This is a genomic window from Sphingobacterium paucimobilis HER1398 (genome assembly GCF_000416985.1).
Classification (GTDB): Bacteria; Bacteroidota; Bacteroidia; order Sphingobacteriales; family Sphingobacteriaceae; genus Sphingobacterium; species Sphingobacterium paucimobilis.
Genome location: NZ_ATDL01000010.1, coordinates 63,859 through 87,663, shown reverse-complemented (window position 1 = coordinate 87,663; position 23,805 = coordinate 63,859). Strand labels below are relative to the sequence as shown.

19 protein-coding genes are annotated in these 23,805 nt (G+C 37.9%); 7 read left to right on the top strand and 12 right to left on the bottom strand.

Going from position 1 to position 23,805, the window contains the following annotated elements:
* Positions 1–3 precede the first annotated feature (3 nt).
* The 9 genes from M472_RS30235 to M472_RS30200 all read right to left on the bottom strand — a co-directional run bounded on the left by M472_RS30235 (position 4) and on the right by M472_RS30200 (position 12,307).
* Entirely contained in the window at positions 4–1,563 is a 1,560-nt protein-coding gene (locus M472_RS30235; RefSeq protein WP_021069621.1) for a PKD-like family lipoprotein, read from the bottom strand.
* An 18-nt stretch (positions 1,564–1,581) separates the two neighbouring features.
* Positions 1,582–2,346, bottom strand: a complete 765-nt coding sequence (locus M472_RS44445; RefSeq protein ID WP_158499884.1) for a DUF4843 domain-containing protein — start codon at positions 2,344–2,346, stop codon at positions 1,582–1,584.
* A gap of 4 nt (positions 2,347–2,350) precedes the next feature.
* Positions 2,351–3,811, bottom strand: a complete 1,461-nt coding sequence (locus M472_RS30230) for a RagB/SusD family nutrient uptake outer membrane protein (protein WP_021069619.1) — start codon at positions 3,809–3,811, stop codon at positions 2,351–2,353.
* A gap of 2 nt (positions 3,812–3,813) precedes the next feature.
* Positions 3,814–7,314, bottom strand: a complete 3,501-nt coding sequence (locus M472_RS30225) for a SusC/RagA family TonB-linked outer membrane protein (protein ID WP_021069618.1) — start codon at positions 7,312–7,314, stop codon at positions 3,814–3,816.
* Between the two features lie 165 nt (positions 7,315–7,479).
* Positions 7,480–8,601 carry a FecR family protein gene (locus tag M472_RS30220; protein WP_081643118.1) on the bottom strand — a complete coding sequence of 374 codons (1,122 nt, stop codon included), beginning with the start codon at positions 8,599–8,601 and terminating at the stop codon, positions 7,480–7,482.
* 138 nt (positions 8,602–8,739) lie between these two features.
* Entirely contained in the window at positions 8,740–9,303 is a 564-nt protein-coding gene (locus M472_RS30215; RefSeq protein WP_021069616.1) for an RNA polymerase sigma factor, read from the bottom strand.
* 133 nt (positions 9,304–9,436) lie between these two features.
* Positions 9,437–10,342 (bottom strand): tRNA (adenosine(37)-N6)-dimethylallyltransferase MiaA, encoded by a 906-nt coding sequence (gene miaA / locus M472_RS30210; RefSeq protein ID WP_021069615.1) that lies wholly within the window; start codon positions 10,340–10,342, stop codon positions 9,437–9,439.
* Positions 10,339–11,511 carry a Gfo/Idh/MocA family protein gene (locus tag M472_RS30205; RefSeq protein ID WP_021069614.1) on the bottom strand — a complete coding sequence of 391 codons (1,173 nt, stop codon included), beginning with the start codon at positions 11,509–11,511 and terminating at the stop codon, positions 10,339–10,341. Before M472_RS30205 ends, miaA begins: the two co-directional genes overlap by 4 nt.
* Before the next feature lie 49 nt (positions 11,512–11,560).
* Positions 11,561–12,307: a hypothetical protein gene (locus M472_RS30200; RefSeq protein ID WP_021069613.1), complete on the bottom strand. Its 747-nt coding sequence runs from the start codon at positions 12,305–12,307 to the stop codon at positions 11,561–11,563.
* Positions 12,308–12,409: 102 nt separating this feature from the next.
* Between M472_RS30200 and def the strand changes: the two genes are divergently transcribed.
* The gene (def, locus tag M472_RS30195) at positions 12,410–12,994 is read left to right on the top strand and encodes a peptide deformylase (protein WP_021069612.1); all 585 of its coding nucleotides are present in this window, start codon (positions 12,410–12,412) and stop codon (positions 12,992–12,994) included.
* A 30-nt stretch (positions 12,995–13,024) separates the two neighbouring features.
* On the opposite strand, the gene M472_RS30190 is transcribed toward def, so the two are convergent.
* Positions 13,025–14,080, bottom strand: coding sequence for a sugar phosphate isomerase/epimerase family protein (locus tag M472_RS30190; RefSeq protein ID WP_021069611.1), 1,056 nt, complete (start codon positions 14,078–14,080; stop codon positions 13,025–13,027).
* 224 nt (positions 14,081–14,304) lie between these two features.
* On the opposite strand from M472_RS30190, the gene M472_RS30185 reads away from it, so the two are divergent.
* Positions 14,305–16,050 (top strand): aromatic amino acid hydroxylase, encoded by a 1,746-nt coding sequence (locus M472_RS30185; protein ID WP_021069610.1) that lies wholly within the window; start codon positions 14,305–14,307, stop codon positions 16,048–16,050.
* Here the strand turns inward: M472_RS30185 and M472_RS30180 are convergent.
* Complete coding sequence (locus M472_RS30180; protein WP_021069609.1) at positions 16,019–17,266, bottom strand: glycosyltransferase; 1,248 nt, start codon at positions 17,264–17,266, stop codon at positions 16,019–16,021. The two genes, M472_RS30185 and M472_RS30180, sit on opposite strands and share 32 nt — an antisense overlap.
* Before the next feature lie 312 nt (positions 17,267–17,578).
* Between M472_RS30180 and miaE the strand changes: the two genes are divergently transcribed.
* The 3 genes from miaE (at position 17,579) to M472_RS30165 (ending at position 20,348) form a co-directional block, all read left to right on the top strand.
* Positions 17,579–18,160, top strand: a complete 582-nt coding sequence (miaE, locus tag M472_RS30175) for a tRNA-(ms[2]io[6]A)-hydroxylase (protein WP_021069608.1) — start codon at positions 17,579–17,581, stop codon at positions 18,158–18,160.
* Positions 18,161–18,286: 126 nt separating this feature from the next.
* Positions 18,287–19,321, top strand: a complete 1,035-nt coding sequence (locus M472_RS30170; protein ID WP_021069607.1) for an LLM class flavin-dependent oxidoreductase — start codon at positions 18,287–18,289, stop codon at positions 19,319–19,321.
* A 154-nt stretch (positions 19,322–19,475) separates the two neighbouring features.
* A complete protein-coding gene (locus M472_RS30165; protein ID WP_021069606.1) occupies positions 19,476–20,348 on the top strand; it encodes a DUF4349 domain-containing protein in 873 nt (290 codons plus the stop codon).
* A 44-nt stretch (positions 20,349–20,392) separates the two neighbouring features.
* Here the strand turns inward: M472_RS30165 and M472_RS0122580 are convergent, their stop codons facing one another.
* Complete coding sequence (locus tag M472_RS0122580; RefSeq protein WP_021069605.1) at positions 20,393–21,079, bottom strand: hypothetical protein; 687 nt, start codon at positions 21,077–21,079, stop codon at positions 20,393–20,395.
* A gap of 115 nt (positions 21,080–21,194) precedes the next feature.
* On the opposite strand from M472_RS0122580, the gene apaG reads away from it, so the two are divergent.
* Together apaG and M472_RS30155 are read left to right on the top strand one after the other, a co-directional pair.
* On the top strand, positions 21,195–21,581 hold the full coding sequence (apaG, locus tag M472_RS30160) for a Co2+/Mg2+ efflux protein ApaG (protein ID WP_021069604.1): 387 nt from the start codon (positions 21,195–21,197) through the stop codon (positions 21,579–21,581).
* Positions 21,582–21,885: 304 nt separating this feature from the next.
* The gene (locus tag M472_RS30155; RefSeq protein WP_021069603.1) at positions 21,886–23,748 is read left to right on the top strand and encodes an ABC-F family ATP-binding cassette domain-containing protein; all 1,863 of its coding nucleotides are present in this window, start codon (positions 21,886–21,888) and stop codon (positions 23,746–23,748) included.
* The last annotated feature ends 57 nt before the right edge of the window (positions 23,749–23,805 follow it).

The window sequence follows — 23,805 nt, the reverse complement described above, 5'->3', positions numbered from 1 at the left end:
ATATTAATAGGAATTAGCATACGTATATTCAGAAACACTAGGTGAAATATACAAAACATCATTCGCCGTACCTTTCCCTTCCAACGTAAAAACGGGTTGTGACTCAAGGTTTCCAGATGATTTTTTAAAAAACCTTATTCTATACTCATTTCCTTTTTTACTACCAATAGCGATGTAGTTATGAGAATATACTGGGTTGGAGTTTTCTGAATATTTCAGATGCCTAATAAAAGTAACTTCTTCATCATTTGGTGTAGAAAATTGTAAATCTTCTGTATGATTATCCAAGTTATGACTATAGACTTGATTCGCAGTTACAAAATACAATATGCTTTCATCTTCTTTATTAAGCGTGTACATCGTTGCATTATGCAATAAACTCGTTGAAGAAATATCCGTTGGTGTAATAGTTAATATACTTTGATCAGCGACCAATTTAACTAGTGTTTTTAGACTTTGGTTTACTTTGTCTTGCAATAAAGCATAACCTTCTAATGCATAACGATAAGCGGAAGCATTGTATATAGCGCTTTTAAAGCCCATATAAAGCAAATTCTTGTTATTGTTATTGTTTGCTTTGATATCATTATTCGTCTGAGCATCAATATACTTTGCCATAGAGGTTCCATATCCCATCGACATAGTAATAAATGAACCAGAAATATTATCCCATAAAATCGGGTCATTAGAAGTATTTACTGCAAAATAATCAGACAAATTATAAGGTGAATCATACTCATCAATCATTTTTGCTGAACCAAATGTACCGTTGTTCGAAGACATCGCATATATAGAGAATAGCTTTCCGCCCTTAATTAAGTAATTTGCTGATGATCCGTTGAAAGCAGCACCGACACTTCCTGGAGGAGGTGTCCCAATAAATAAAGACTCATCGGTATGCAGTGATTTTAACGTATTAATATTCAATGGTCTTGAACTCTTTTCACTTTGTACGAAAAGTGTTCTTGTATTGGCAAGCACTCCAGTAACCGTAGTTTTATAGTTGGTTGTAAAAATCAACTGCTTGGCTCTTCCCGCTAACTTTTTACCGTTGGAAAGACTCAAAACATTCTCCTCTAAAGTTGTCGTACTAATATTATCAGGTGTAAGGTGTAAATCTAGATCTGTAGAGTCTCCCTCTGATTTTGCAACATACCATCCTCTTGTGAACATAGTAACAATATTTAAATTACTACGTAAGTACTGCGTTACCCCTGTCGTTTTATTCTTCGCCATCAAAACTAACATCCAACCTTTAGCAGGAAGTTTAATAGGATAGACCAACTTTGATCCCTTACCTATTGTATCCAACTTTGGCGCATACCCCTGTACATTAGTCTCATATACGCCCCACGTATAGTCAAAATCTGCAGCTGGGATTGTCGAGTTAGCAGAAATATCAATATTCAAAACATCATACCCAGACATTAGAGTATAACTAGGCTCCAAGCCTTCTACTGTAATAACTTCTGCTTGTTGATAATCAAAGTTATTCGTATTTTTCTCGCAGCCCCCAATAAAGAGCACGCCGAGCACAAACAATATTATATGTAATATTTTCATTTTATAATGATTTTTAGACTATGGAAATGTTACTTCAACCCCATTCTCATCAAGCAAGGGATCTCCTCCGTTGTCATTTTTATACTTAATCAGTTCTTTCTTGATTTCAGCCAAATAATATTGCTGAAGAGAAGGGTCTACATTTTCAATAAACTCGCTGTCCCATTTCTCTCCTGTAACCTCTATCATAAATTCATGTTTAACAACACTATATGTTCCATAATAATATTGGGAATAAGAATCTGTCCATGCAGATGGTCGGGTTAGCCTATCTGTGATTTCTAACCTACGAAACAACTTAGTTCTCTCACCTAGCTTAAAGAAATCATTTTCTTTAAGCTTGAACTTCAAGGACACCGTTTTGTTTGCCAGCGATTGGTCACGTATCAAAAAAATTGGTACAACAGCATGTACACTATCGGCCTTCATCATATAATGCTTTTGAATTCCTGGATCATTAAAAGGCACGTAATGAACACCCGCAACAGCGTTCTCCATATGTGGATATTCTTCTTGTTCTAAGACAAATTGTCTATCAAAAGACTCCACCCCACCTATTGCATAAATATCAAAGTATACCGTATCTTTAACAATACTAGCATCCTTATAAAAGAAATTCTGCATTTTTAGTGTATCTGCCATATTATAAGTGGCAGTATAGATACGATTCGGCTGTGGGCCAAATTGTATCCTCTTCTCGTCGTTATATATATAATATTCGTCTTGCTTACATGCGTTTAATAAGCCAGAGAATAAAAAAATTAATAAAAGTATCCTTTTCATCTTTTTATTGGTTAACATTTTCTACCGTTGGTAATGGTAATAGATAGTTTACAGCAGCAGCAGCGGGAGCAAAAATAACCGCTGTTCTAGGTGAATTATGACGTTTATAATTGTAAAAAGCTTGCCCTTCGCCATAAAACTCTCGACGATATTCTTTTACTAACTCTGTCAACAAAGCTCCTTCATTTTGCGGTAAAGGAATATTAGCTTTGTTTCTCGCAGTATAAAAATCTTTAAAATAATTAATCCCTTCTACATAAGGAGCACATTCGGCAGCGATTAAATACATTTCTGATGTACGAATAAGAGGTATCTGCTTAAAGTCTGTTGCAATAGTTACTGTTTTGGGTTCCACAACTTCATATTTACGAATAACATTAACTTTGCTCGCATTACTTAAAGTTAACAATGTCCACAAGGCACTTTCTCGCATATCACTTCCTGTATTTCCATATAGTGTATTTTTAATTGTGGATTCTGTAGAACCTTTTTTTCGTTTCCCAGATTGGTAAGTTGAAATATAACTATCATACATTTTATAATCATAAAGCCCGAAAAGATGTTCTCTAGTCAAAGTATAATCTTTAGATGTATAATCTGCAGATGTTGCTAACGGAAATTTTAAAGTACCGTTATCATTCTTTGCCTCGATTACTTCTTTCGCCGCCAAGAAAGCCTTATCCTTTTCTCCAAACCAAAGATATGCACGTGCTTGCAATCCTTTTAAAGCATAATAATTCATTTTTAAATACCTATATGCAAAAAAATTATCTTCTGGATTGAAACCTGTAGACACAGATGGTGAACGCATTTGTGACATTGATACTTTCAAAAATGGATCAACATCTTTACTCATCTCAAGAGCATCAGAAATGTCTTTCATTATCATGCTTTTGTATTCACTATAGCTTAATCTTTGATTAATATCCTTAGAGAATGTAGTAACATAAGCTAATTGATTTCCTTTTTCTGAATCAGAAGGAATAGGTCCATAAAGACGAAGTAAATCGAGATGTATAAAAGCTCGTAAACCTATCGCTTCAGATTTAATTAAAGTAAATAATTTAGGGTCCTTGAATAAGCTTTTCTTTTTATCTATGTTATCTAAAATAGCATTAATTGAAGCTATGGTAGCATATTGTTTAGAAAAAATCGCATTGAACTGGTTAATAACAGATTCATCTCCATAATTGAATTGCCCCAGCTTTTGTTCAACTGTACCAGAGGTAACATCCCATGATGAAATTAGCGCTTCAATCGTCCCTTGAGTTAGTGAGTTTCCATAACTCAAGCTTGATTTCATCTGTATATAGACACCTGTTAAGGCATCTTTAAATCCCTTTTCACTGTCAAATAGCACATCTTGTCGCATTTCTGTCTTTGGATTCACATCCAAATACTTATTACAAGAGTTCAAAGAAAACAAAGCTGCGGGTAATAGTATCAAGTATTTAATTTTTTTCATGATTAAAATGTTACATTTAGTTTCAGTGAATACATTCTAGAAAATGGATAAGAGGTTCCTCTTTCTTGTCTAATAGTAGAAAAATGAAACGGTTCCCCAACATCTGCTGTTACATATAGAGATTCCATTCCCAACCTCTTGATCCATTCCATTCGACTCATTTGATACTGAAGATTGATATTCGATACTATTAGAGTATTTTCGTCTTGAACAAATCGAGAAGTTTTATAGGTAGGGGTAGTTACTAGGATTCCTTTAAATGCAGCAAAATCTCCTGGATACTGCCATCTGCTATCAAATACACGGCTATCAACATTATACTTATAGTTTGTTAATTCCACTTTATCACGCAGGGTCTTATTATAGCTTTGCGAACCGTAATTATACCTGAATGAAGCATTTAGCGTTAGGTTTTTATAGCGAACCATAGTACTAAAATTTCCATAAATCTTAGGCTCTGTTGTTCCAACAGCCGTCACATCCGAACTGTTCCAAGTGTAGGTAGGCTCTCCATTTGCTGTTAAATACATTTCTTTTCCAGTACTAGGATCTATTCCTAAAGAAGGAACGACCCAAATTGCACGGCTAGAGTATCCTTCCACATACATCGTTCCGGGTTCAATTGTTCCAGTCTGTATCACTTTTTGAGCATCTTTCAGTGCCTGAGAGGTTTCTAGCATTTTATTCCTATTGCCATAGAAACCTGTCGAAACCGACCAAGTTAAACCTTCTGGATTTTTGAGTAGTATTCCTGTCACTGCAACCTCATATCCTTTGTTTCTCAAGCGCCCAATATTGGCTGTATAAGAGTCAAAACCGTTTGAAGCGGGAAGATTGACAGATGAAACGAGATCTTCTGTCGTCTGAATATAATAATCTGCAGTTAACTTAAGTCTGTTATCAAAGAACTCAGCATCTAGACCAATGTTGTTTTTTAACGTACTTTGCCATTTCAAGTCTTCATTTCCTAAGCCAAGCGCGTAAGCACCTAACCAATTGAAATATCTATCATCAGAATAGTATTTATAGGTTGTCATAGCTTGATAAGCATTGAAATTTTGCGATCCTGATGTTCCTATAGAAGCTCTGACTTTTAATCTATTTACATATGGATTCTCTTTTAAAAAGGCTTCATTATGTATATTCCAAGCCAAACCCGCTGACCAAAACGCAGCAAATCGTTTATTGTTTCCAAATTGAGAAGCTCCATCAAAACGTACAGTCAAATCTGTTGCATATCTATCATCATAAGCATAATTTCCATTTGCAACAAAACCTACTGCTCGAGTTAAACTTTCTTTTCCATAAGGTTTTGACCCCTGAGAATATTGAAGAGCCATTGATGGATAATCGAGATTTTCGTTAGGAAATCCTTCTACTTCATATTGACTGAACAGATCTTCTACTTGCTTGATATTTGCATCAATACCTCCAAAAACCTGATGTTTTCCACTAAAGATATTATTATAACTAATATTAATCGCGGCATCATATTTGAAATGATTCGAATTACCAAAACGATAGTCTCCTTTTCTAAACAAATCATCTACAGGATAATCTTTAAAGGCCGTATGCTCTGCAGGCCTAAATCTATTATCCTGAGTATTGGATTTAGTCAAACCTATCCTACCTCTCAATTGCAATTCACTTAAAATGTTCCATTCAACAGATGTATTATTCACCAATTCAGAAAGATTTGTATAGTCATACGTATTTAAACTAGCGTTGAACATTGGGTTGGCGGGTAAGGTCGTCCAATAACTGGAATAAATAGAGCTGCCTGGATCTCCTAAGGATTTTACAACATTGCCATTAGCGTCATACGGCGTCCAATAGGAATTCAACTTCGTATAATCTTCGAATCCTCCATATGGAGATTGATCGGATCTTCCATATTGTACTTGAAGATTATTTCTAAAACGAACTTTTTCCAAAATATAAGCAAGAGTGATATCGCCATTGAAGTTGTTTCTTCCAGATCCTTTCATAACCCCTTTCACATTATTATTCTGAAATGAAGCCGAATATCTAAATTTACTATCCCCTCCTTCGATTCGTAAGTCGTTACGCTGTCCAAAGCTAGTTCTTAATGGTATTGACTTCCAGTCGGTCTCAACTCCTCGATTTATCTCCGACAAAAGAAAGTTATAATATTGCTTTAGTGGAAAATCAGTTTCAGCGCGAGCATTATCATAATATCCTGCTATTCGCTCTAATTCCAATTTATCTCTTCCGTTGATCAACGAATAATCTGACAAATCAGGGTTTTCAATGTTAATGTTTGTTCCAAAACTAACTCTAAGTCTTCCAACCCTCGGTGTTCGTGTGGTGATAACAACTACTCCATTTGCGCCTCTAGATCCGTACATAGCCGTTGCTGAAGCATCTTTTAATATAGTCAAAGACTCAACATCATTCTCATTAATATCCAATAATTTTCTAAGAGAAGATTCGAAACCATCAAGAATAATCAATGGTGTATTTAAAGACACCCCTGCATCAGATTGAATCTCATTCACATTGGGAATACTGGAATTTCCGCGTATTTGAATTTCAGGCATCCTATTAGGATCTGATCCAAAAGAATTGGACTCAATAATATTGAAAGAAGGATCTATATTTCTTAAAGAAGTGATAAGATTTCTATTTCCAAAAGCTTTAAGTTCTTCTCTAGTCACCGTTCGTGATGACCCCGTAAAACTTTTGTCTACCTTTTGAAAAATACCTGTAGATACTACAACTTCCTCTAGTTCCCCCTCTTCAACTTTTAAAACGATCAAATTTGGTTTTCCAAAAGTCACACGTTGTACATGTTGTTTGTATCCTAATAAACTGACAATGACCTCTTGATTATTGCTAGACATAGGAAGGTAAAAATCCCCAGCTTGATTTGTAGCTACCACTGATTTTGGATTGGATTTTAAAGTAACAGTAGCTCCGGCTACAGGTTTTTTATGTTCATCTAGGACTTTACCAATCACGTAGTCTTGTTGAAATTTAGACGTTACTAATTCCGTAGTCCTTGACAAACTATTTATAGGAATTTCTCTATTAGAAGAAAGTGGTTCCTTTTTTATAACAATAGTCTTATCAAAATACTCGTAAGTAAAATTACCATTCTTCAGTACGCTGTTCAGCGCCTGATCTAAAGGCATATTTTTGACATCGATATCGACACCCTTTATCGGAGCAATATCCGTTTTCTTGTAAAAAAAAGTATACCCACTCTGCTTCTCAAAGTCTTTTAAGATAGTTTCTAAGTTTGTCTTTTGACGTTTTAACGTAACCTGTTGGGCATAGGTTCTTGCATCTACCTGAGACAAACCCAGTCCTAATAATAAGGCAATTAGGTTGAGTTTCATCAATGTTCGTGTTAGCGGTCTTGCTAGAAAAAACGGAGTCTTTGTATTATCGAACACCGCACGGGGGTTAGTTTGAGATGGCTCAATTAGAGACACGCCACCTTTCCCATTCTGCAAGAACGGATTTAAAGAAATTTTCATTAATTTCGAATGTTTGGTTGTAACGATTAAAAATTAGTTCACTTATTGATCTACGGCCTCAAACGACTCATCGGGTTCTGCGCCAACAGAATCCGATTTTTGTTTGCGCGATCTACACTATTCTGTGTTATAGTATTCCATTTTGTTTCCTTTCATGTTTTTAGATTATGTAATGATTAAGTTAATTTTCTTATTATTCCCAATAAAAGCCTTGGTCTCCAACTCGGCATAGTTCAACAGCTCTATCAATCGATCTAGGGATAGATTGCGTGGGATCTTACCTATATATTGCCCAACACTGTTTTTCCCTTCATAGACAATGTCTATATCGTACCATCGGGCTATTTCTTGCAAAACCTCTGCGGTATTGGTTCCGTCAAAGCTAAATTGACCGCGGGTCCAGCTCAAAATGTTATCAATATCAACACTTTTGGTTTCTAAGTGCTGTCCAACAGAAGTCGCTTGCTGATTTGGCTTTAGTACAGCTGTGTTTGATGCGAAGGAAACCTCTACAGATCCCTCTTCCAAGGTGGTCTGTTCTTTCTTATCCTGAGGATAAGATTTTACATTGAACTTGGTTCCCAAAACTTGTATTTTCTGTCCCCTGGCCTCTACAATAAACCGACTCTTATTGCTGGTTTTTGTTACTTCAAAATAACCCTCACCCTCGAGCTGAACCACACGGTCTCCTGTACCAAAGGCTGATGGATAGGTGAGCTTGGAATCCGAGTTAAGCGTGACACGTGTGCCATCCACTAAGGTCAACTGATAAGTTGCCGCCTTGGGGATACGCAAGCTATTCGCTTGTATCTTTTCTGTGCCGTCTGCCGCATGATGATAGCGCACCTTACCCTCGGCATCTTTCGTAATGATAGTCTCGCCTACTTGGAGGCTCTCATTGAGAGCCAATCGATCCAGATCTATTTCTTGACCGTTCTCAAGCATAATGATGGCCCGTTGCTTAGCAGGTTCGATTAAAGCAAGTTGCTCTTGTGTCGCTAATTCCTGTCGTGTAAGAGCGGTCCACATCAAGTACCCGCCAACCAAAAATACAGCAGCCGCAGCTGACCAACGGTATATATATTTAACATCCAATCTCTTGGATTCACTTTTTATGGAAGCAAGAATCCTTGTTTTGGCCTTCTCTTGTATCAGAGATTGTGAGTCCTCGCCTATAGAAGTCTTTACATGTAGCTCGTCATACCAAGCAGTCGCCTCTCGACGGTTTTCTTCCTTCGTGTTTAAAAAATCTGTTAATTGTTGGTATAATTGCTTGATGTACATCATAACCGCTTGTATGTATTAACCCCAACCAGAATGAGCACCGTCAGGTATTCCTTTTAACCATAAAAACAAAAGAATGGTCAAAAATATAAGGTTAGTTATTAAATAAGTGTATAAAAAGAGGGGTACCTTCTACTCGTTTTAGAAAAAAAGTAAAAAATTTTTAGTAACATCACGTAATCTCCTGATTGCCTTGTTAATATGTTTCTCAACAGTAGATTCCGAAATGGCCAATCGCTGCGCAATTTCTTTGTTGCTGACAAATTCGCTCCTGCTTAATTTAAATACTTCCCGGCATTTTTCGGGGAGATTTTCGATTTCATTCGAAACGATGTCGATGATATAGCGGTAATGAAGACGCTCTTCCAAAGGAACAGTCTCATCTAGAATATCCAGATCTTCAATTTCCTTAGAATTGGCACGTTTGAGTTCCGAGCGATAATGGGCCAGTATAAGATAACGACAGGAAGAGTACAGATAAGCTGGTAATGATTCTATCTCCAACATATTTTGCCGATTACGCCAGAGGGAAAGGAAAAGATCATGAAGGATATCTTCTGCCACTTGCGCATCGGATACTTTGGAAAGAATATGCTTGGTGAGATCAGCGGAAAATAAGTCATAGAGAATGGAAAAGGCTCTTTCATCGCCAGCAACGATACGCTCTAACAGCGCTCTAAAATCCATTAATTTGCTATCCTTCATAACTATTCGCCGCTAAAGCTAACAAATTTTATAATACAAACGAGAGTGAAGCATATTTTGCGACAGCCCAATCGATCAGCTGACTTCAAAAATACAAAATAAAGACTACCAAACAAGTAGTTTATTTTTATAATCAGGTAAACCAATGAATATGAACACCATCCTTTTCCATTTTCCGCAAGTAGGTCATCTGCCGCTTGGCATAACGATGTATCTCGGTTTCAAGTTTGCTGACAAATGAATCATAATCGAGTAGCTTCCGAAGATAATAGCTGCAATATTTATATTCTAAACCGTAATACTCTATCTCAGTATGATTCAGTCCCCCTTTAATCAATTGCTGAACTTCCTCTACCATCCCTTGTTCTAGACGCTCACGTAATCTCTTGCTGATCCGTTGGCGTCGGATATCAGTTAACGGATCGAGCGCAATAATCGTAGCACTATAGGAAGGAATTGGCTCGGGCAATGATTTTCTGCTATCCGTCAACCAGGTTAGAATTTCCAGTGCCCGTACCATTCTCTTTTTGGAAGAATAATCAATCTTAAAATCTTTGGGGATAACAAAACGTCCCAACTCCTCCTGTATCTCTGGTTTGCTTTTCTGCTCCTGCGCTGTACGCCAAGCCATATCCGTAGGTATCTGATTATAGGGCTGCGATGCCAACAATGCCTGTATATAAAATCCTGTGCCTCCGCAGACAATTGCTGTTTTAGCCTTTGCCTTTATCGTCCGATAGGCCCGCTCAAAATCTTCTAGAAACCGATTTACATTATATTGATCGCCTGGATCAGCTATATCGATAAGGTGGTAGGGAATTTCTTCATATTCCTGGATGTCCTTGCCCGTACCAATATCCATCTGCCGGTATACCTGTCGGGAATCGGCACTAATAATCTCACCGCTCAGGGCTCTGGCTAACTCCACGGCTAATTTGGTTTTGCCAGAAGCTGTAGGGCCTGTTATTACTAAAATATCTTTCTCGAGAAACGATGTCTCCCGAGAAAGATATTCAAGGACCTGTTTACTGTCTATCACAGCACAAATTTAGTCCATTTTTCGTTGCTCTCGTTATTTTTTACGACAGTATCAATAAATGCCATACCGCGTACGCCATCATCAACGGTCGGAAAGTCTAAAGCTTCAGGGCTCGGAGTCTCTCCCTTGCGCTTTGCGGAGACGGTCAACGCAAAATTACGGTAAATGTTTGCAAAAGACTCTAATAAACCTTCAGGGTGACCAGCAGGGATACGGGTATTATGTGTAGCAAAAGAACTTAATGTGTAAGGTGCAGCATAAGCATTACCGGTACGGTACAACTGCCGTGGCTGATCCAGCATCTTAACAATAAGATTGTTCGGATCTTCATTAGCCCATTCCAAACCTCCTTTTTCGCCGTAAATACGTATTCGAACGGCATTCTCTTCACCTGCGGAAATCTGAGAAGCCATCAAAACGCCTTTTGCTCCGTTTTCAAACCTTAAAAGTACAGAACCATCATCGTCCAGCAGACGCCCCTCTACAAAGGTGGTAAGATCGGCACAGAGTTCAGTAATCCGCAAACCCGATACATATTCAGCCAAATGGGCCGCATGTGTACCTATATCTCCCATTACTAAAGACTTACCCGAACGCTTGGGGTCGGCACGCCAAGCAGCACCAGCATTGCCCTCACGCTCTGAAAGACGGCTCAGCCATCCCTGTGGGTATTCAACAACAATCTTACGAACCTTACCAAGGTGCCCTTCACGTATCATTGCTTTAGCTTGCTTGACCATCGGATATCCGGAATACGTATGGGTAAGACACAATGTACGACCGGTCCGCTGTACCACTTCCTGCAAAGCCAGAGCCTCCTCCAAAGAGACGGTCATTGGTTTTTCCACCACTACATCAAAACCATTTTCCATAGCAAGCTTTGCTGGCTCAAAATGCAAAAAATTGGGGGTGACAATGGTTAAAAAATCCATACGCTGTCCTTCTGGAAGCTGGGACTCTTTTTCAATCATCGTTTTATAATCGGGATATACACGGTCCTGCGCAACAAAGAGCTCTCTGCCTGATTCTTTGGATATTTCCGGATCGACACTAAAAGCGCCACAGACCAATTCGATCTTTCCATCCATAAAAGCGGCAATCCGGTGTACGGCACCAATAAAGGCGTCTTTTCCCCCACCGACCATGCCCATACGTAATTTACGTTCCATAATTATTTATAAGTTTAATGTTGAAGGATGTTAAAATAACAAAATCTATTTAAAGAATGAGTTTTAATTTCAAACTACCCTTATTTTCAACATAATAGTCTGCTTGTTGATCTTCAGGAATAGCACTCAATCGCTGCTCTCCAACTATTGCAAAACACTGGGGAGCCACTATGTTTACGATTTCAAAACCAATAGTCTGTAGAGAGGAGTGATTGGAAGACCAATCTCTATCGGCATAGGTCATGATGTCCTGTGGAGAAAAATCTTTTATAAAGGCTTTGAGCAGCTTGGAAAGACCACCTACGACCAAGGTATCGCTCTTATGACAAAATCTGATTAATTCAAAAGATCGATAATCTGGTCCTTCCTGCCGCATATTACGACCTCCACTAAATACAGCAACAGACATCAACTCTCCTCTATAAAACAGACCGTACCGATATTTTCCGGGTAATGCCCCCTGTAAGTGATGCTCTTCCTGAAAAGCTAAAGCAACTCTTTTGTCAATGCGTGCTACAACGGTAGTTCGCGCATAAATCCGCTCCCCGAGACCGTGCTGTCCCTTCAATCTATTGATTATCTTTTCAGGCGCTGAACACAATTGATCATAATCAATATGTATTACCGAAGATTTACTTTCTCCTTCCTTACGTAAAGTCCCTGGCATATATAAATAAAGAACAGCCTGATCGGTATGTACTTTGAACAAATCGCTTTCTTCGTACACTTCTATTACAGAAATAGATATAGAAAGTGCTTGAATAAAGTTTTTTACATTCTTTTTTTTTCCATCCACAGGAACAAAATTACAATTTATAATCTTAACCGATCAGGTTCTAGATATGATCGCCTAATCAGGAAAAATAAAAATTCTTACCTTTGCAGAAGATTAAGAAAAATGAAATTACCAATAGTAGCATACGGTGATCCGGTATTACGGAAAAAAACCGAAGAGATAGATGAAGATTATCCTCAATTAAAAGAATTGATTGATAACATGTTCGAAACGATGTATAGCGCTCATGGTGTGGGTCTCGCGGCTCCGCAGGTAGGTCTTTCTATTCGCATGTTTGTTGTTGACGGTTCTCCATTTGCCGAAGATGAGGATGGAGAAGGCGATCCTAATTTGAAAGATTTCAAAAAAGTATTTATCAATCCGATCATCGTTGAAGAAACTGGTGAAAAATGGGGCTTTAACGAAGGCTGTCTTTCTATTCCAGATATTAATGAGGAGGTAATGCGTCCATCCAATGTTCTGATAAACTATTTGGATGAAAACTTTGAGGAACATGAGATTGAACTTACGGGACTAGCAGCACGTATCGTACAGCATGAGTATGACCATATTGAAGGAAAACTTTTTGTGGACAAATTAGGCCCTTTAAAAAAGACAATGCTGAAAGCGAAGCTAGATCAGATTTCTAAAGGACAAATACGTGTGGGGTATAAAATGAAATTCCCTCTGCAAAAGAAAGGAAGATAAAAAAAGGCGCTCTGCAGAGCGCCTTTTTTATTAACTAAGTCCTAAAATTTCTTTATTAAAGGCAGAATCTGCTCCGGTAGAAGCAAAATCATCAAATGCCTTATCTGTCACTCGGATGATATGATCCGAGATAAATTTAGAGCCTTCTGTCGCTCCATCGATCTGATTTTTGATACAGCATTCCCACTCCATCACTGCCCATCCATCGTACCCATACTGGCTCAGTTTGCTGAATATGGTTTTGAAATCAACCTGACCATCTCCTGGAGAACGGTATCTACCGGCTCTATTCAACCAACTTTGATAACCTCCAAATGTTCCCTGTTTGCCCGTAGGATTGAATTCAGAGTCTTTGACGTGAAATGCCTTAATACGTTCGTGGTAAAAATCAATATACTGTATATAATCAAGCTGCTGCAGAACAAAATGAGATGGGTCATATAATAGGCAAGCTCTCGGATGATTATTTACCTTTTCCAGAAACATCTCATAAGTAATCCCATCAAATAAATCTTCCCCAGGATGTATCTCATAACACAAATCTACACCACAGTCCTCAAAGGTGTCTAGAATTGGTTTCCATCGTCTAGCCAACTCTGTAAATGCCTCATCTACCAATCCTTCTGGCCGCTGTGGCCAAGGGTGAAAATACTGCCATAATAAAGATCCACTAAAGGTAGCATGAGCTTTTAATCCTAGATTCTGTGAGGCTTTTGCACCATATTTCAATTGCTGTATTGCCCATTCTGTACGTGCTTTTGGATTATTCCGATACTGCTCCGGAGCAAATGCATCAAAAAGCTTGTCATATGCCGGATGGACTGCGACCAATTGTCCCTGCAAATGCGTTGACAATTCGGTAATCTCGAGTCCTAATTCTTTTAACTTTCCTTTGTATTCGTCTGCATAGGTTTTACTTTCGGCAGCTTTTTGCAAATCAAAATAATGAGGATCCCCTGTTGGGATCTGAAGTCCTTTAAATCCTAAAGATTTTGCCCATTGTGCAATGTTATCTATAGAATCAAATGGAGCTTCATCAGCAATAAATTGTGCTAGAAAAATACCAGGTCCTTTTATCGTTTTCATCTAATTTGTTTTTGTTGAGAGGCTTATGGTTATAAAAAATTTGTCCACAAGCTCATTTGTAATATTAAGTTTAAGTAATGAAAGATAAGCTTATTTTTTGATAAAATTACTGCTCTCATTCCGAAGAAGACAAAGAAAGTAGCGAAAAATATAATTTCTTATGACTGTCTTTTCTTAGAATTTATATCGGAATTTGTTAAGTTTGATAAATAATATAGCAAGTCATGCATACAAATTATGAGTCAAACCCAATTCTAGACCGCCTTCCGAAACATTTAAGGCAGTTTATTAAACCCCAGAACTACAATGAATACACACCTATAAATCAAGCAGTGTGGCGCTACGTAATGCGTAAAAATGTAGATTATCTATCTAAGGTAGCTCATGAATCCTATCTTGAAGGGTTGAAAAAAACAGGACTGGAAATAGACAAAATACCGGACATGTATGGGATGAATCGGATTCTGAAGGAAATAGGCTGGGCTGCTGTTGCAGTAGATGGCTTTATTCCTCCAAATGCTTTTATGGAGTTTCAGGCATACCATGTGCTTGTAATAGCTTCGGATATCCGCCAGCTGGAGAATATTGAATATACTCCGGCTCCCGATATTATTCATGAAGGAGCTGGTCACGCTCCTATTATAGCAAATAGAGAATATGCAGAATACCTTAGGCGCTTTGGAGAAATCGGGAGCAAGGCAATATCTTCTGCCCATGACTATGAAATATATGAAGCTATACGCGAACTCTCTATTCTTAAAGAAGCGGAAGGTACTCCTTTAGAAAAAATAGAAAAGGTAGAAAGCTTGGTTAACGAACTTCAGAACAAGAAAATAGAACCTTCTGAGATGGCACTGATTCGAAATTTACATTGGTGGACGGTAGAATATGGCTTGATCGGTACGTTGAATGATCCTAAGATATATGGAGCAGGACTACTGTCTTCTATTGGAGAGTCTGCTTCGTGTATGCGCGAAGAAGTCAAGAAGATACCTTATGATATCAGCGCTGCTTATCAAGGATTTGATATTACCAAACCACAGCCCCAGCTGTATGTCACACCGGATTTTGCTTACCTTAGCTTGGTTTTGGAAGAGTTTGCCAATACAATGGCATTACGGACGGGAGGAATCAGTGGATTAAACAAGCTTATAGAATCCAGAGCACTGGGTACGATAGAACTCTCTACAGGAATACAGATATCCGGAATATTCAGTCGAGTAATTGAGCACCAAGGAAAACCTATATATATACACACCTCATCTCCGACGTCATTAGCTTATCATGATCGGGAACTTATTAATCATGGTACCGATTACCATAGCCAAGGATTTGGATCTCCCATAGGTAAACTCAAAGGAATCAACCTTTCTATAGAAGACATGAGTCCCAAAGATCTACAGGCTTATAATATAGAAGAAGGAAAAGATATCAAATTGGAATTTGAAGGTAATATCACCGTAGAGGGCCGTATTATAACAGGTCGAAGAAATATAAAAGGAAAAATTATACTGATTTCTTTGGAAAACTGTACAGTGCGTCATCAGGATGAAATTTTGTTCCAGCCGGAATGGGGAATCTATGATATGGCGATAGGTAAAAAAGTGAGTTCTTGCTATTCTGGGCCAGCAGATAATAGCAGTTTTGATCTCATTTCACATGTTTCTGCGACCAAAACCATAAAACAGCACAAGACTCAAGAAAAAATCGATCTAGAAAACTTGTATTTGGCCGTTCGCAATCATCGCGAAGAAACAAATTCAAACCTTGATCTGGAACAAATCTTCCATAAAGTCCACAAAATCTATCCAGAGGATTGGCTATTGACTCTAGAAATCGCAGAACTTGCTTATCAAGCTGGAAATAATCAACTGTTCGATCAATGTACAAAAAGACTAAATGATCTACAAAACACCAAATCATCTATTGCTCATCTTATCAAGGATGGTCTGGAATTGATGATGGCTTAGTTTTATTCTTCGTTTCAATCCACAATGACATATACTTCGTGGATTGAAACGATTGATACATCAATATATCTGCAAAAAAATTTCTGTTTCTAAAGGACCTAAGGTCTGCCTGAAGCGCTTGAAGTTTAGCAATAAACTCTTGACTGTAAGAATTATCGGCATATAAATCGTTAAAGATACGAAAACCAACCTCTTGTTTTTCTTCCCAAAGGCTCTTGTCACGATACAATCTCAACGTGTTTGCAACAAAAGAATCGGTGTCATCAGCAATGAAACCAGCCCACTCACTGCCGGATAGCATCGACTCCGCACCTATCGTACTGCTCATCGATGGTGTACCAGCATACATGGCATCGACTAACTTTCCTTTTGCACCAGCTCCAAAGGGTATGGGGGCCAACAATACTTTATACTGGGCAACAGTCTCTCTTGCATCCTCCGCCCTTCCCTTAATAAAGAACCCTTCCTTAGGCTTGTGCAATTGAAATACTTTTTCCGAAGCATATGCTCCGAAAACGTGAAGCTCTGCCTGACCTTCCCTTTTACGTATATCAGGCCATATCTTGTATTTTAAAACCTCTACTGTACGCCAATTAGGTTCGTGTATAAAATTACCGATGAATACAAAGTGTTTACGCTGCTCAAAAGATGGCAAAGATAATTCGTGTACCTGTGTTAGCTTTTCTTCCTGAAAAGGCAGAAAAAATAAACGCTCATTGGGCACCATAAAATCATTAGTCAGAAGCCTCATCTCATCTTGGGAAATAATCAAAGACAAATCAGAACGTAATATAGATGCGATCTCGCGCTTGGCGACATCTGTTCTATAGTTTATTTTCTGTTTCTTCTTAAAAGCTTCCTGTCTGGCTAACCTGACGAAGTGTAAATCCTCTGTATCCAATATGCGAATCGCATCCGGGCATTGCTCCGCAACCCGCCAACTATATTGCTCTTCTATCATAAAACGATCGAAAACAACAATATGAGGATTTAGATCCTTAATGAAATCATCAAAAGAAGAATCATTCAGCTGGATAGAATGTGATATTACTCCTATAGACCCCATGTCGAAAGAATAAGGCCCTGCTGCAGCCGCTGAAGCAAAATGAACCTCATAATATTCTGAAAATAAGCGTACCAAATGTAATATTCGCCAACCGGCAGCTGAAGAAGTGGGTTCTGGCCATACTAAACCGATAAAGAGAACTTTTAGCATTTTTAACTATCTCTGCTTTTATTTTTTAACTATCTTTAAACAACCTTAATTACGCAAAAATAACACAATTAAATTAACCGAATAAATGGCTTCTTCTGAATTCATACATGACAGTTACTACCTATGATAAGATTGTGGGAATAATGTGAATGGGGATGGCAGGCTAATCCCAGCCCAAACCGGTCTCAAGGATCTTTCTTTCTGGGGACCGGTTTTTAGCATTTGACACCACGCTGCCTAAGCACTGTTCCTAAAGAAAGTTTATGTAAAGGAAATTATCTAAGTTTGTAGTAGGAAAAAATCGAGAACAAAATGCTAGGACTAAAACTACTTACAGACCCTCGCTGGGCCAATATTGCGGAATCTAATTTAGAGGAAATTTTGACAGACCATGCGTGGTGCGAACAAAAAGCTGCCTCTAATGCTATAATGTTGATTACTCAGAATCCAGAGTTTGAAGATCTCGTACACGAACTGACGGATATCGCACTGGAAGAAATAGAACATTTCAAAATGGTAATAGGTATTATCAAAGAAAGAGGATATACACTGGGACGGGAAAGGAAAGATGATTATGTAGGGCAACTGATGAAGTTTTTAAAGAAAGATGGATCTAGAAACCAAGCTTTTGTAGACCGTCTGTTGTTTGCTGCGATGATAGAGGCACGAAGCTGCGAAAGATTTCGAGTGCTTTCTAAAAATATAGAAGACGAGGAACTGGCAAAATTCTACCATGACCTGATGGTTTCGGAAGCAAATCACTACACTACGTTTTTAAACTTTGCCCGTAAATATACCAAAGACGTTGACGTAGAAAAACGCTGGAAAGAATGGCTGGATTTTGAAGGAGAGCTGATACAATCCTACGGTACTAAGGAGTATATACATGGCTAGATTTTCTTAATCTATCTTAAGTTTTACGAATCCAAAGTACGTTACATTTGTATAGTTAAAATGGTCAGGATATCTACTATGATGATAATACCTGACATTTGGTTTTACATTTAAATACTAAAAACTATGTTAGAATTAGGAATAGGTATGTTTGGCGATTTACAAATCGATCCAAAGACTGGACAGATACAATCTACTCAGCAACGTCTTCAAGAGATTATCGAAGAAATTAAGTTGATGGATGAAGTCGGCCTTGACTTTTTTGGAATGGGCGAGCATCATAGGGCTGATTATGCTGTAGCCTCGCCTGAGATAGTTTTAGCAGCAGCAGCAACTGTAACGAAGAATATTAAATTAGGTTCTGCAGTTTCGGTCATCAGTTCAACAGATCCTGTGAAACTATACCAGGACTTTGCAACAGTAGACCTTATCTCGGGAGGTCGTGCCGAAATAATGGCAGGAAGAGGCTCGTTCATTGAATCCTTCCCTCTTTTCGGTTATGATTTGAAGGATTATAGTGAATTGTTTGAGGAAAAATTAGATCTATTGCTCAGGATAAAAAAGAATGAAACGATTAATTGGACCGGGAAATTCCGTAAATCACTAATCAATCAAGAAATTCATCCGAGAGCTACGGAAAAAGGTCTACCTATTTGGATAGCTGTAGGTGGTACGACATCTTCTGTAATCAGGGCAGGAAAACTAGGTTTGCCAGTTATGTTTGCCATCATCGGTGGTGCCTGGGAACAGTTTACACCACTATTTGAAATGTACAAACAGGCTTATGAAGATAATGGGCATGATATGACCAAATTTCAAGTAGGTGTACATATGCACGCATTCTTTGGAGAAGACAGTAAAGCCGTTGCTGAAAAATACTATCCTATCTATGGAGCACAAATGAATAGAATAGGAGCTTCTAGAGGATGGCCTCCTTATCAGAAATCACAATATGATTTTGGCCGTTCTGCACATGGGCATCTCATTGTAGGAGATGCAAATGAGTCTATAGACAAGATTCTGGCGGTTCAGGAAGCTTTCGGTTTAACGCGATTCTCCGCTCATACTGATGTGGGAAGTCCAGACCATAAAGACATGATGAAAGCCATCGAAATATACGGAACGAAAATAGCTCCAAAAGTAAGAGAGGCTACCAAATAACTAAAAAGGCGCTTAACAATACATTAAGCGCCTTTTTAGTTATAATATGTCGGTCAATTATGGAATAGTACCTGTTTGTGCATCTATCTGAAAACCCAAAAACTAAAAAACGATAATTAGGGCTTAGCTATTTGCCAAACTAAAAAATAAGAAGATGAACAAGATAACATTCCTACTCGCTCTATTAAGCTTAACAGGTGTTTTAGCATGTGGGCAAGGCTCTAAAGAGGTCTCAATGGAAAGCAGCGCTGACAAAGCAACGACTTATGACTTAAAAACAGCAGACGCGGCTGCCACAACCGCTATGCCTTTAAAAAGCGAAGCAACAGAATTAGGAAACGAGAAACTAGAAGCAGAAAAACTAAACCAAGGAAAAAAAATAATACGAACCGGAAATATATCGATAGAATCTAAGGACCTCAAAAAAAGCAAAATAGCAATCGATGCCCTTGTAAAAAAGGCTAATGGCTATTATGAGCAGGAAAGTACCACCACAGGGACGACTTATACAAACTATAACCTAACCCTACGGATCCCCTCCTCTCAATTTGACACCTTTCTTGAGGGAATAGAGAAAAGCAATGATAAAATAACGGAAAAATCTATTCATGCTCAAGATGTATCTCTTCAGTACTATGATCTGGAATCAAGGGTAAAAAGTAAAAGAATATATCTAGCTCGGTATCAAAATATGGTGGCAAATGCTAAAAATGTAAAAGAACTCCTAGAAATAGAGGAACAAATAAGGCAATTGCAAGAGGAGATAGAGAGCACGGAAAGTGCCCTAAGAGTAATGAAGGATCAAGTGGGCTATAGTACACTTGTATTAAACCTATATAACTCGGACTCTATAATTGCCTATAGTGACAGTGGGTTTTGGCTAAAAACGAAGGAAGCTTTTGGTTTCGGCTGGGAACTTATAGAAAACATTTTTATTGGAGCAATTGGCATCTGGCCTATTCTACTATTGCTGCTTGGGACATTTATAGGTTGGCGGAGATATAAAAAACACAAAAGAATTCAATAAAAAGAGGGGCAAAATGTGCCCCTTTTTTTATTGAATAACCCCGTCTATTTAAGAGCTGTTAAATCTAGCCCTTTGAATGCTGTTGTCAATTCATCCAATGAATAACCTCTACCTTCGAGTTTTACTACAAAACGCTTATTATGTATCCATTGTATCTCTGAATCCTTCGTCCCTTGATCGCTATACTCCTTAACCATAGTTTTCGTACCATTAATGTCCATCGTTTTCTCAAAGCCTGTTTCTGTTATTTCTTCTTTATCATTCATCATCCCCATAAACATAAGCGAAACAATACTCGCACCACCTTCTCCTGCCCCATCCATAATATCAACTACTATAGTTTTAGACTGATCTTCATTTTCATATTCCGCTTTACCACTTGCTAAGTTGAGTGCACTCATCTCTCCCACTTGAAGAGATGTACGCTTTAATCCCTGAAAAGTATCTGGTAATACCTTTTTAAAAACATCATTGGAAATCGGGCTCATCGCTTTTAACTCGTTCATACGAGATTCAAGCTCTTTGGTATATTCTTCTAATTTGCTTAATCCCTTTATGGCTTCTGCAGACTCACCGATCTGCTCTAAAACTCCTTTTTCATTATTTTGAGCATCCTGTTCTTTAGCGTCATTGTTTCCACAGGAATACATCAACCCAGCTCCGATCAAAGAAGCTAACATCACATTCTTTATTTTCATTTCTATCATTAGTTTGGATATTGTTTTTTTCATCAAAAAGCATACCCTAAAACCACAATAGTCAAAAGAATCTAATATATTTAAACTATTTATTATCAAGAGGTAGTAGAATTATGATTTTTAAATCATAGTTCCTAATTTTGACGTTATGATCACACAATCAACTGCGGGAATCAATGTATCTGTAGAATGCGTCTATCAGCCAGAATATTCTAATGCTGATAATATGCATTTCATGTTTGCCTATAGAATCACTATAGAGAATACTTCAGATTACACCGCTCAGTTAATTAGCAGACATTGGGAAATTTTTGATTCTATAGGCGAACACAAGCAAGTAGATGGAGAAGGAATTGTTGGTGAACAACCCATCCTGCAACCAGGTCAATCGCACCAATATGTGTCCGGATGTAATCTAAAAAGTGAACTCGGCTATATGGAAGGCTACTACACCATGATGCGAGAAATAGATGGTAAAAAATTCAATGTGAATATCCCGAGGTTCAATCTCACCGCGTCATTCAGGCTGAACTAACAGCTTTTTGTAAAAACTACTCTATACCATTCTTTTTCTAATCTGCAAGAGATAATTTGCTTACTTTTGTGCTTGGATAGATATGCGTACAGTCGAAAGACTATTATGCTGTAATCCAAAGTTATAGGTAAAGCAAATTCAGCTTTCCTAAGTAACTTACAAGCTATTGATTATTAGATAAATACAAATTAATTTAATAATTATCCGGCGTATTGGGCCACGACTTTTCACAAAAGAATCCCAAGGACAGTCCGATTCAGATAGTAGATTTTTTATAGTACGATAATAAAATAATTAGGAAAACGTGAGTATACTCAGTACAGAACAAGTTGGTCACTCTTTTAATGACAAATGGTTATTTAAAGAGTTACATTTTGGCTTGCAAAAAGGCGATCGCATAGCTCTGGTCGGAATAAATGGAACAGGCAAATCTACTTTATTAAAATTACTGGCAGAAGTCTTTCCTCCAGAGGAAGGCAAAATTGTAAAAGAAAAAGGAATCCGAATAGGGTATTTGCCTCAAGAACCTGATTTTTCAGGTTTGAATACAATCAATGACTTTATTTACAGTGCAGACAACGAGCAACAGCAACTGATCAAACAGTATGAAGAACTTATAGACTCTCCTACTGTCGACGAAAACAAGCTGGCAATCATCACCGACCAGTTGACAGCACTCAATGCCTGGGAGTATGAATACAATATAAAAACTATTTTAAACAGGTTACAGATTTCGAATTTTGACCAAAAGATAGATAGTCTTTCTGGAGGACAGAAGAAAAGACTATCCCTAGCCAAGCTTCTTATCGACGAACCTGATATATATATATTGGACGAGCCGACCAACCATTTGGATATTGAAACTATCGAATGGTTAGAAAAACTACTTACAACAGGTCAGAAAACCGTTCTTACAGTTTCTCACGACAGATACTTTTTAGATAATATTTGTACAGAGATACGTGAACTCGATAAAGCCAAAGTACACCTGTATAAAGGAAACTATGCCTACTTCTTAGAAAAGAAAGCAGAAAGAGAATATAACGATGCTATACAGGCCGAAAAAGCACGCAATCTATTAAGGAGAGAACTCGAATGGATGCGCAGACAGCCCCAGGCTCGAGGAACCAAATCAAAATCAAGAATAGATGCCTACTATGCCTTAGAAGAGAAATCAAAAGGACCTAGAGCACATGATAAAGTAGAGCTCAGTGTTAAAGTATCCCGTCAAGGCTCTAAAATACTTGAATTAAACAACGTATCTAAATCATTTGATGGACATACATTTATAGACAACTTTTCCTATATATTTAAAAAAGGAGATAGAATTGGTCTAGCAGGTAAGAATGGCACAGGCAAAAGTACCTTTCTAAATTTACTAACGGGAACCCTCTCTCCTGACGCAGGAACGGTAGATATAGGAGAAACAACGAAATTTGGATATTACAGACAGGGCGGATTAAACTTTGACAGTGGAGACCGTGTACTAGATATCGTAAAGAATGTAGCCGAGTATATAAAAATGGCTAACGGCGATACCTTAACAGCCTCCCAACTACTAACCCTTTTTCTCTTCCCACCGGAAAAACAATTCGGAATGGTAAGCAAATTAAGTGGTGGAGAAAAGAAACGTCTGCAGTTGATGCGAGTACTAATGGCCAATCCCAACTTCTTAATACTGGATGAACCTTCCAACGATCTAGATATAGACACCTTAAATGTACTGGAAGACTTCCTAATCAACTACCCTGGAATATTAATATTGGTATCGCACGATAGATACTTAATAGATAAACTCACAGAACAACTCTTTATTTTTGATGGAGCTGGAGATGTAACCATATATAATGGAAACTACGCAGATTATAAAGCAGAACAAGAGTTAAAACTAAAAGAAGAAAAATCTATCGACAAAACCACTAAAGAGTCCCCTACCACAACTGGTCAAAGCAATAAAAAGAAATTAAGTTTCAAAGAACAATTTGAATACGACACAATAGAAAAAGAAATAGAAGTCTTAGAAAAAAGTATAATCGAAAAAACAGACTTACTAAACAACACTACAGAGCACGAAGCGTTAACTGAAATATCAAACGAGATACAAAACTTACAAAAAGAACTCGATAAAAAATCAGACCGCTGGATAGAATTATCAGAATACATTTAAACTGTTTCACGTGGAACATAAAAAATAAACACCTGTTCCACGTGAAACATTACTCAT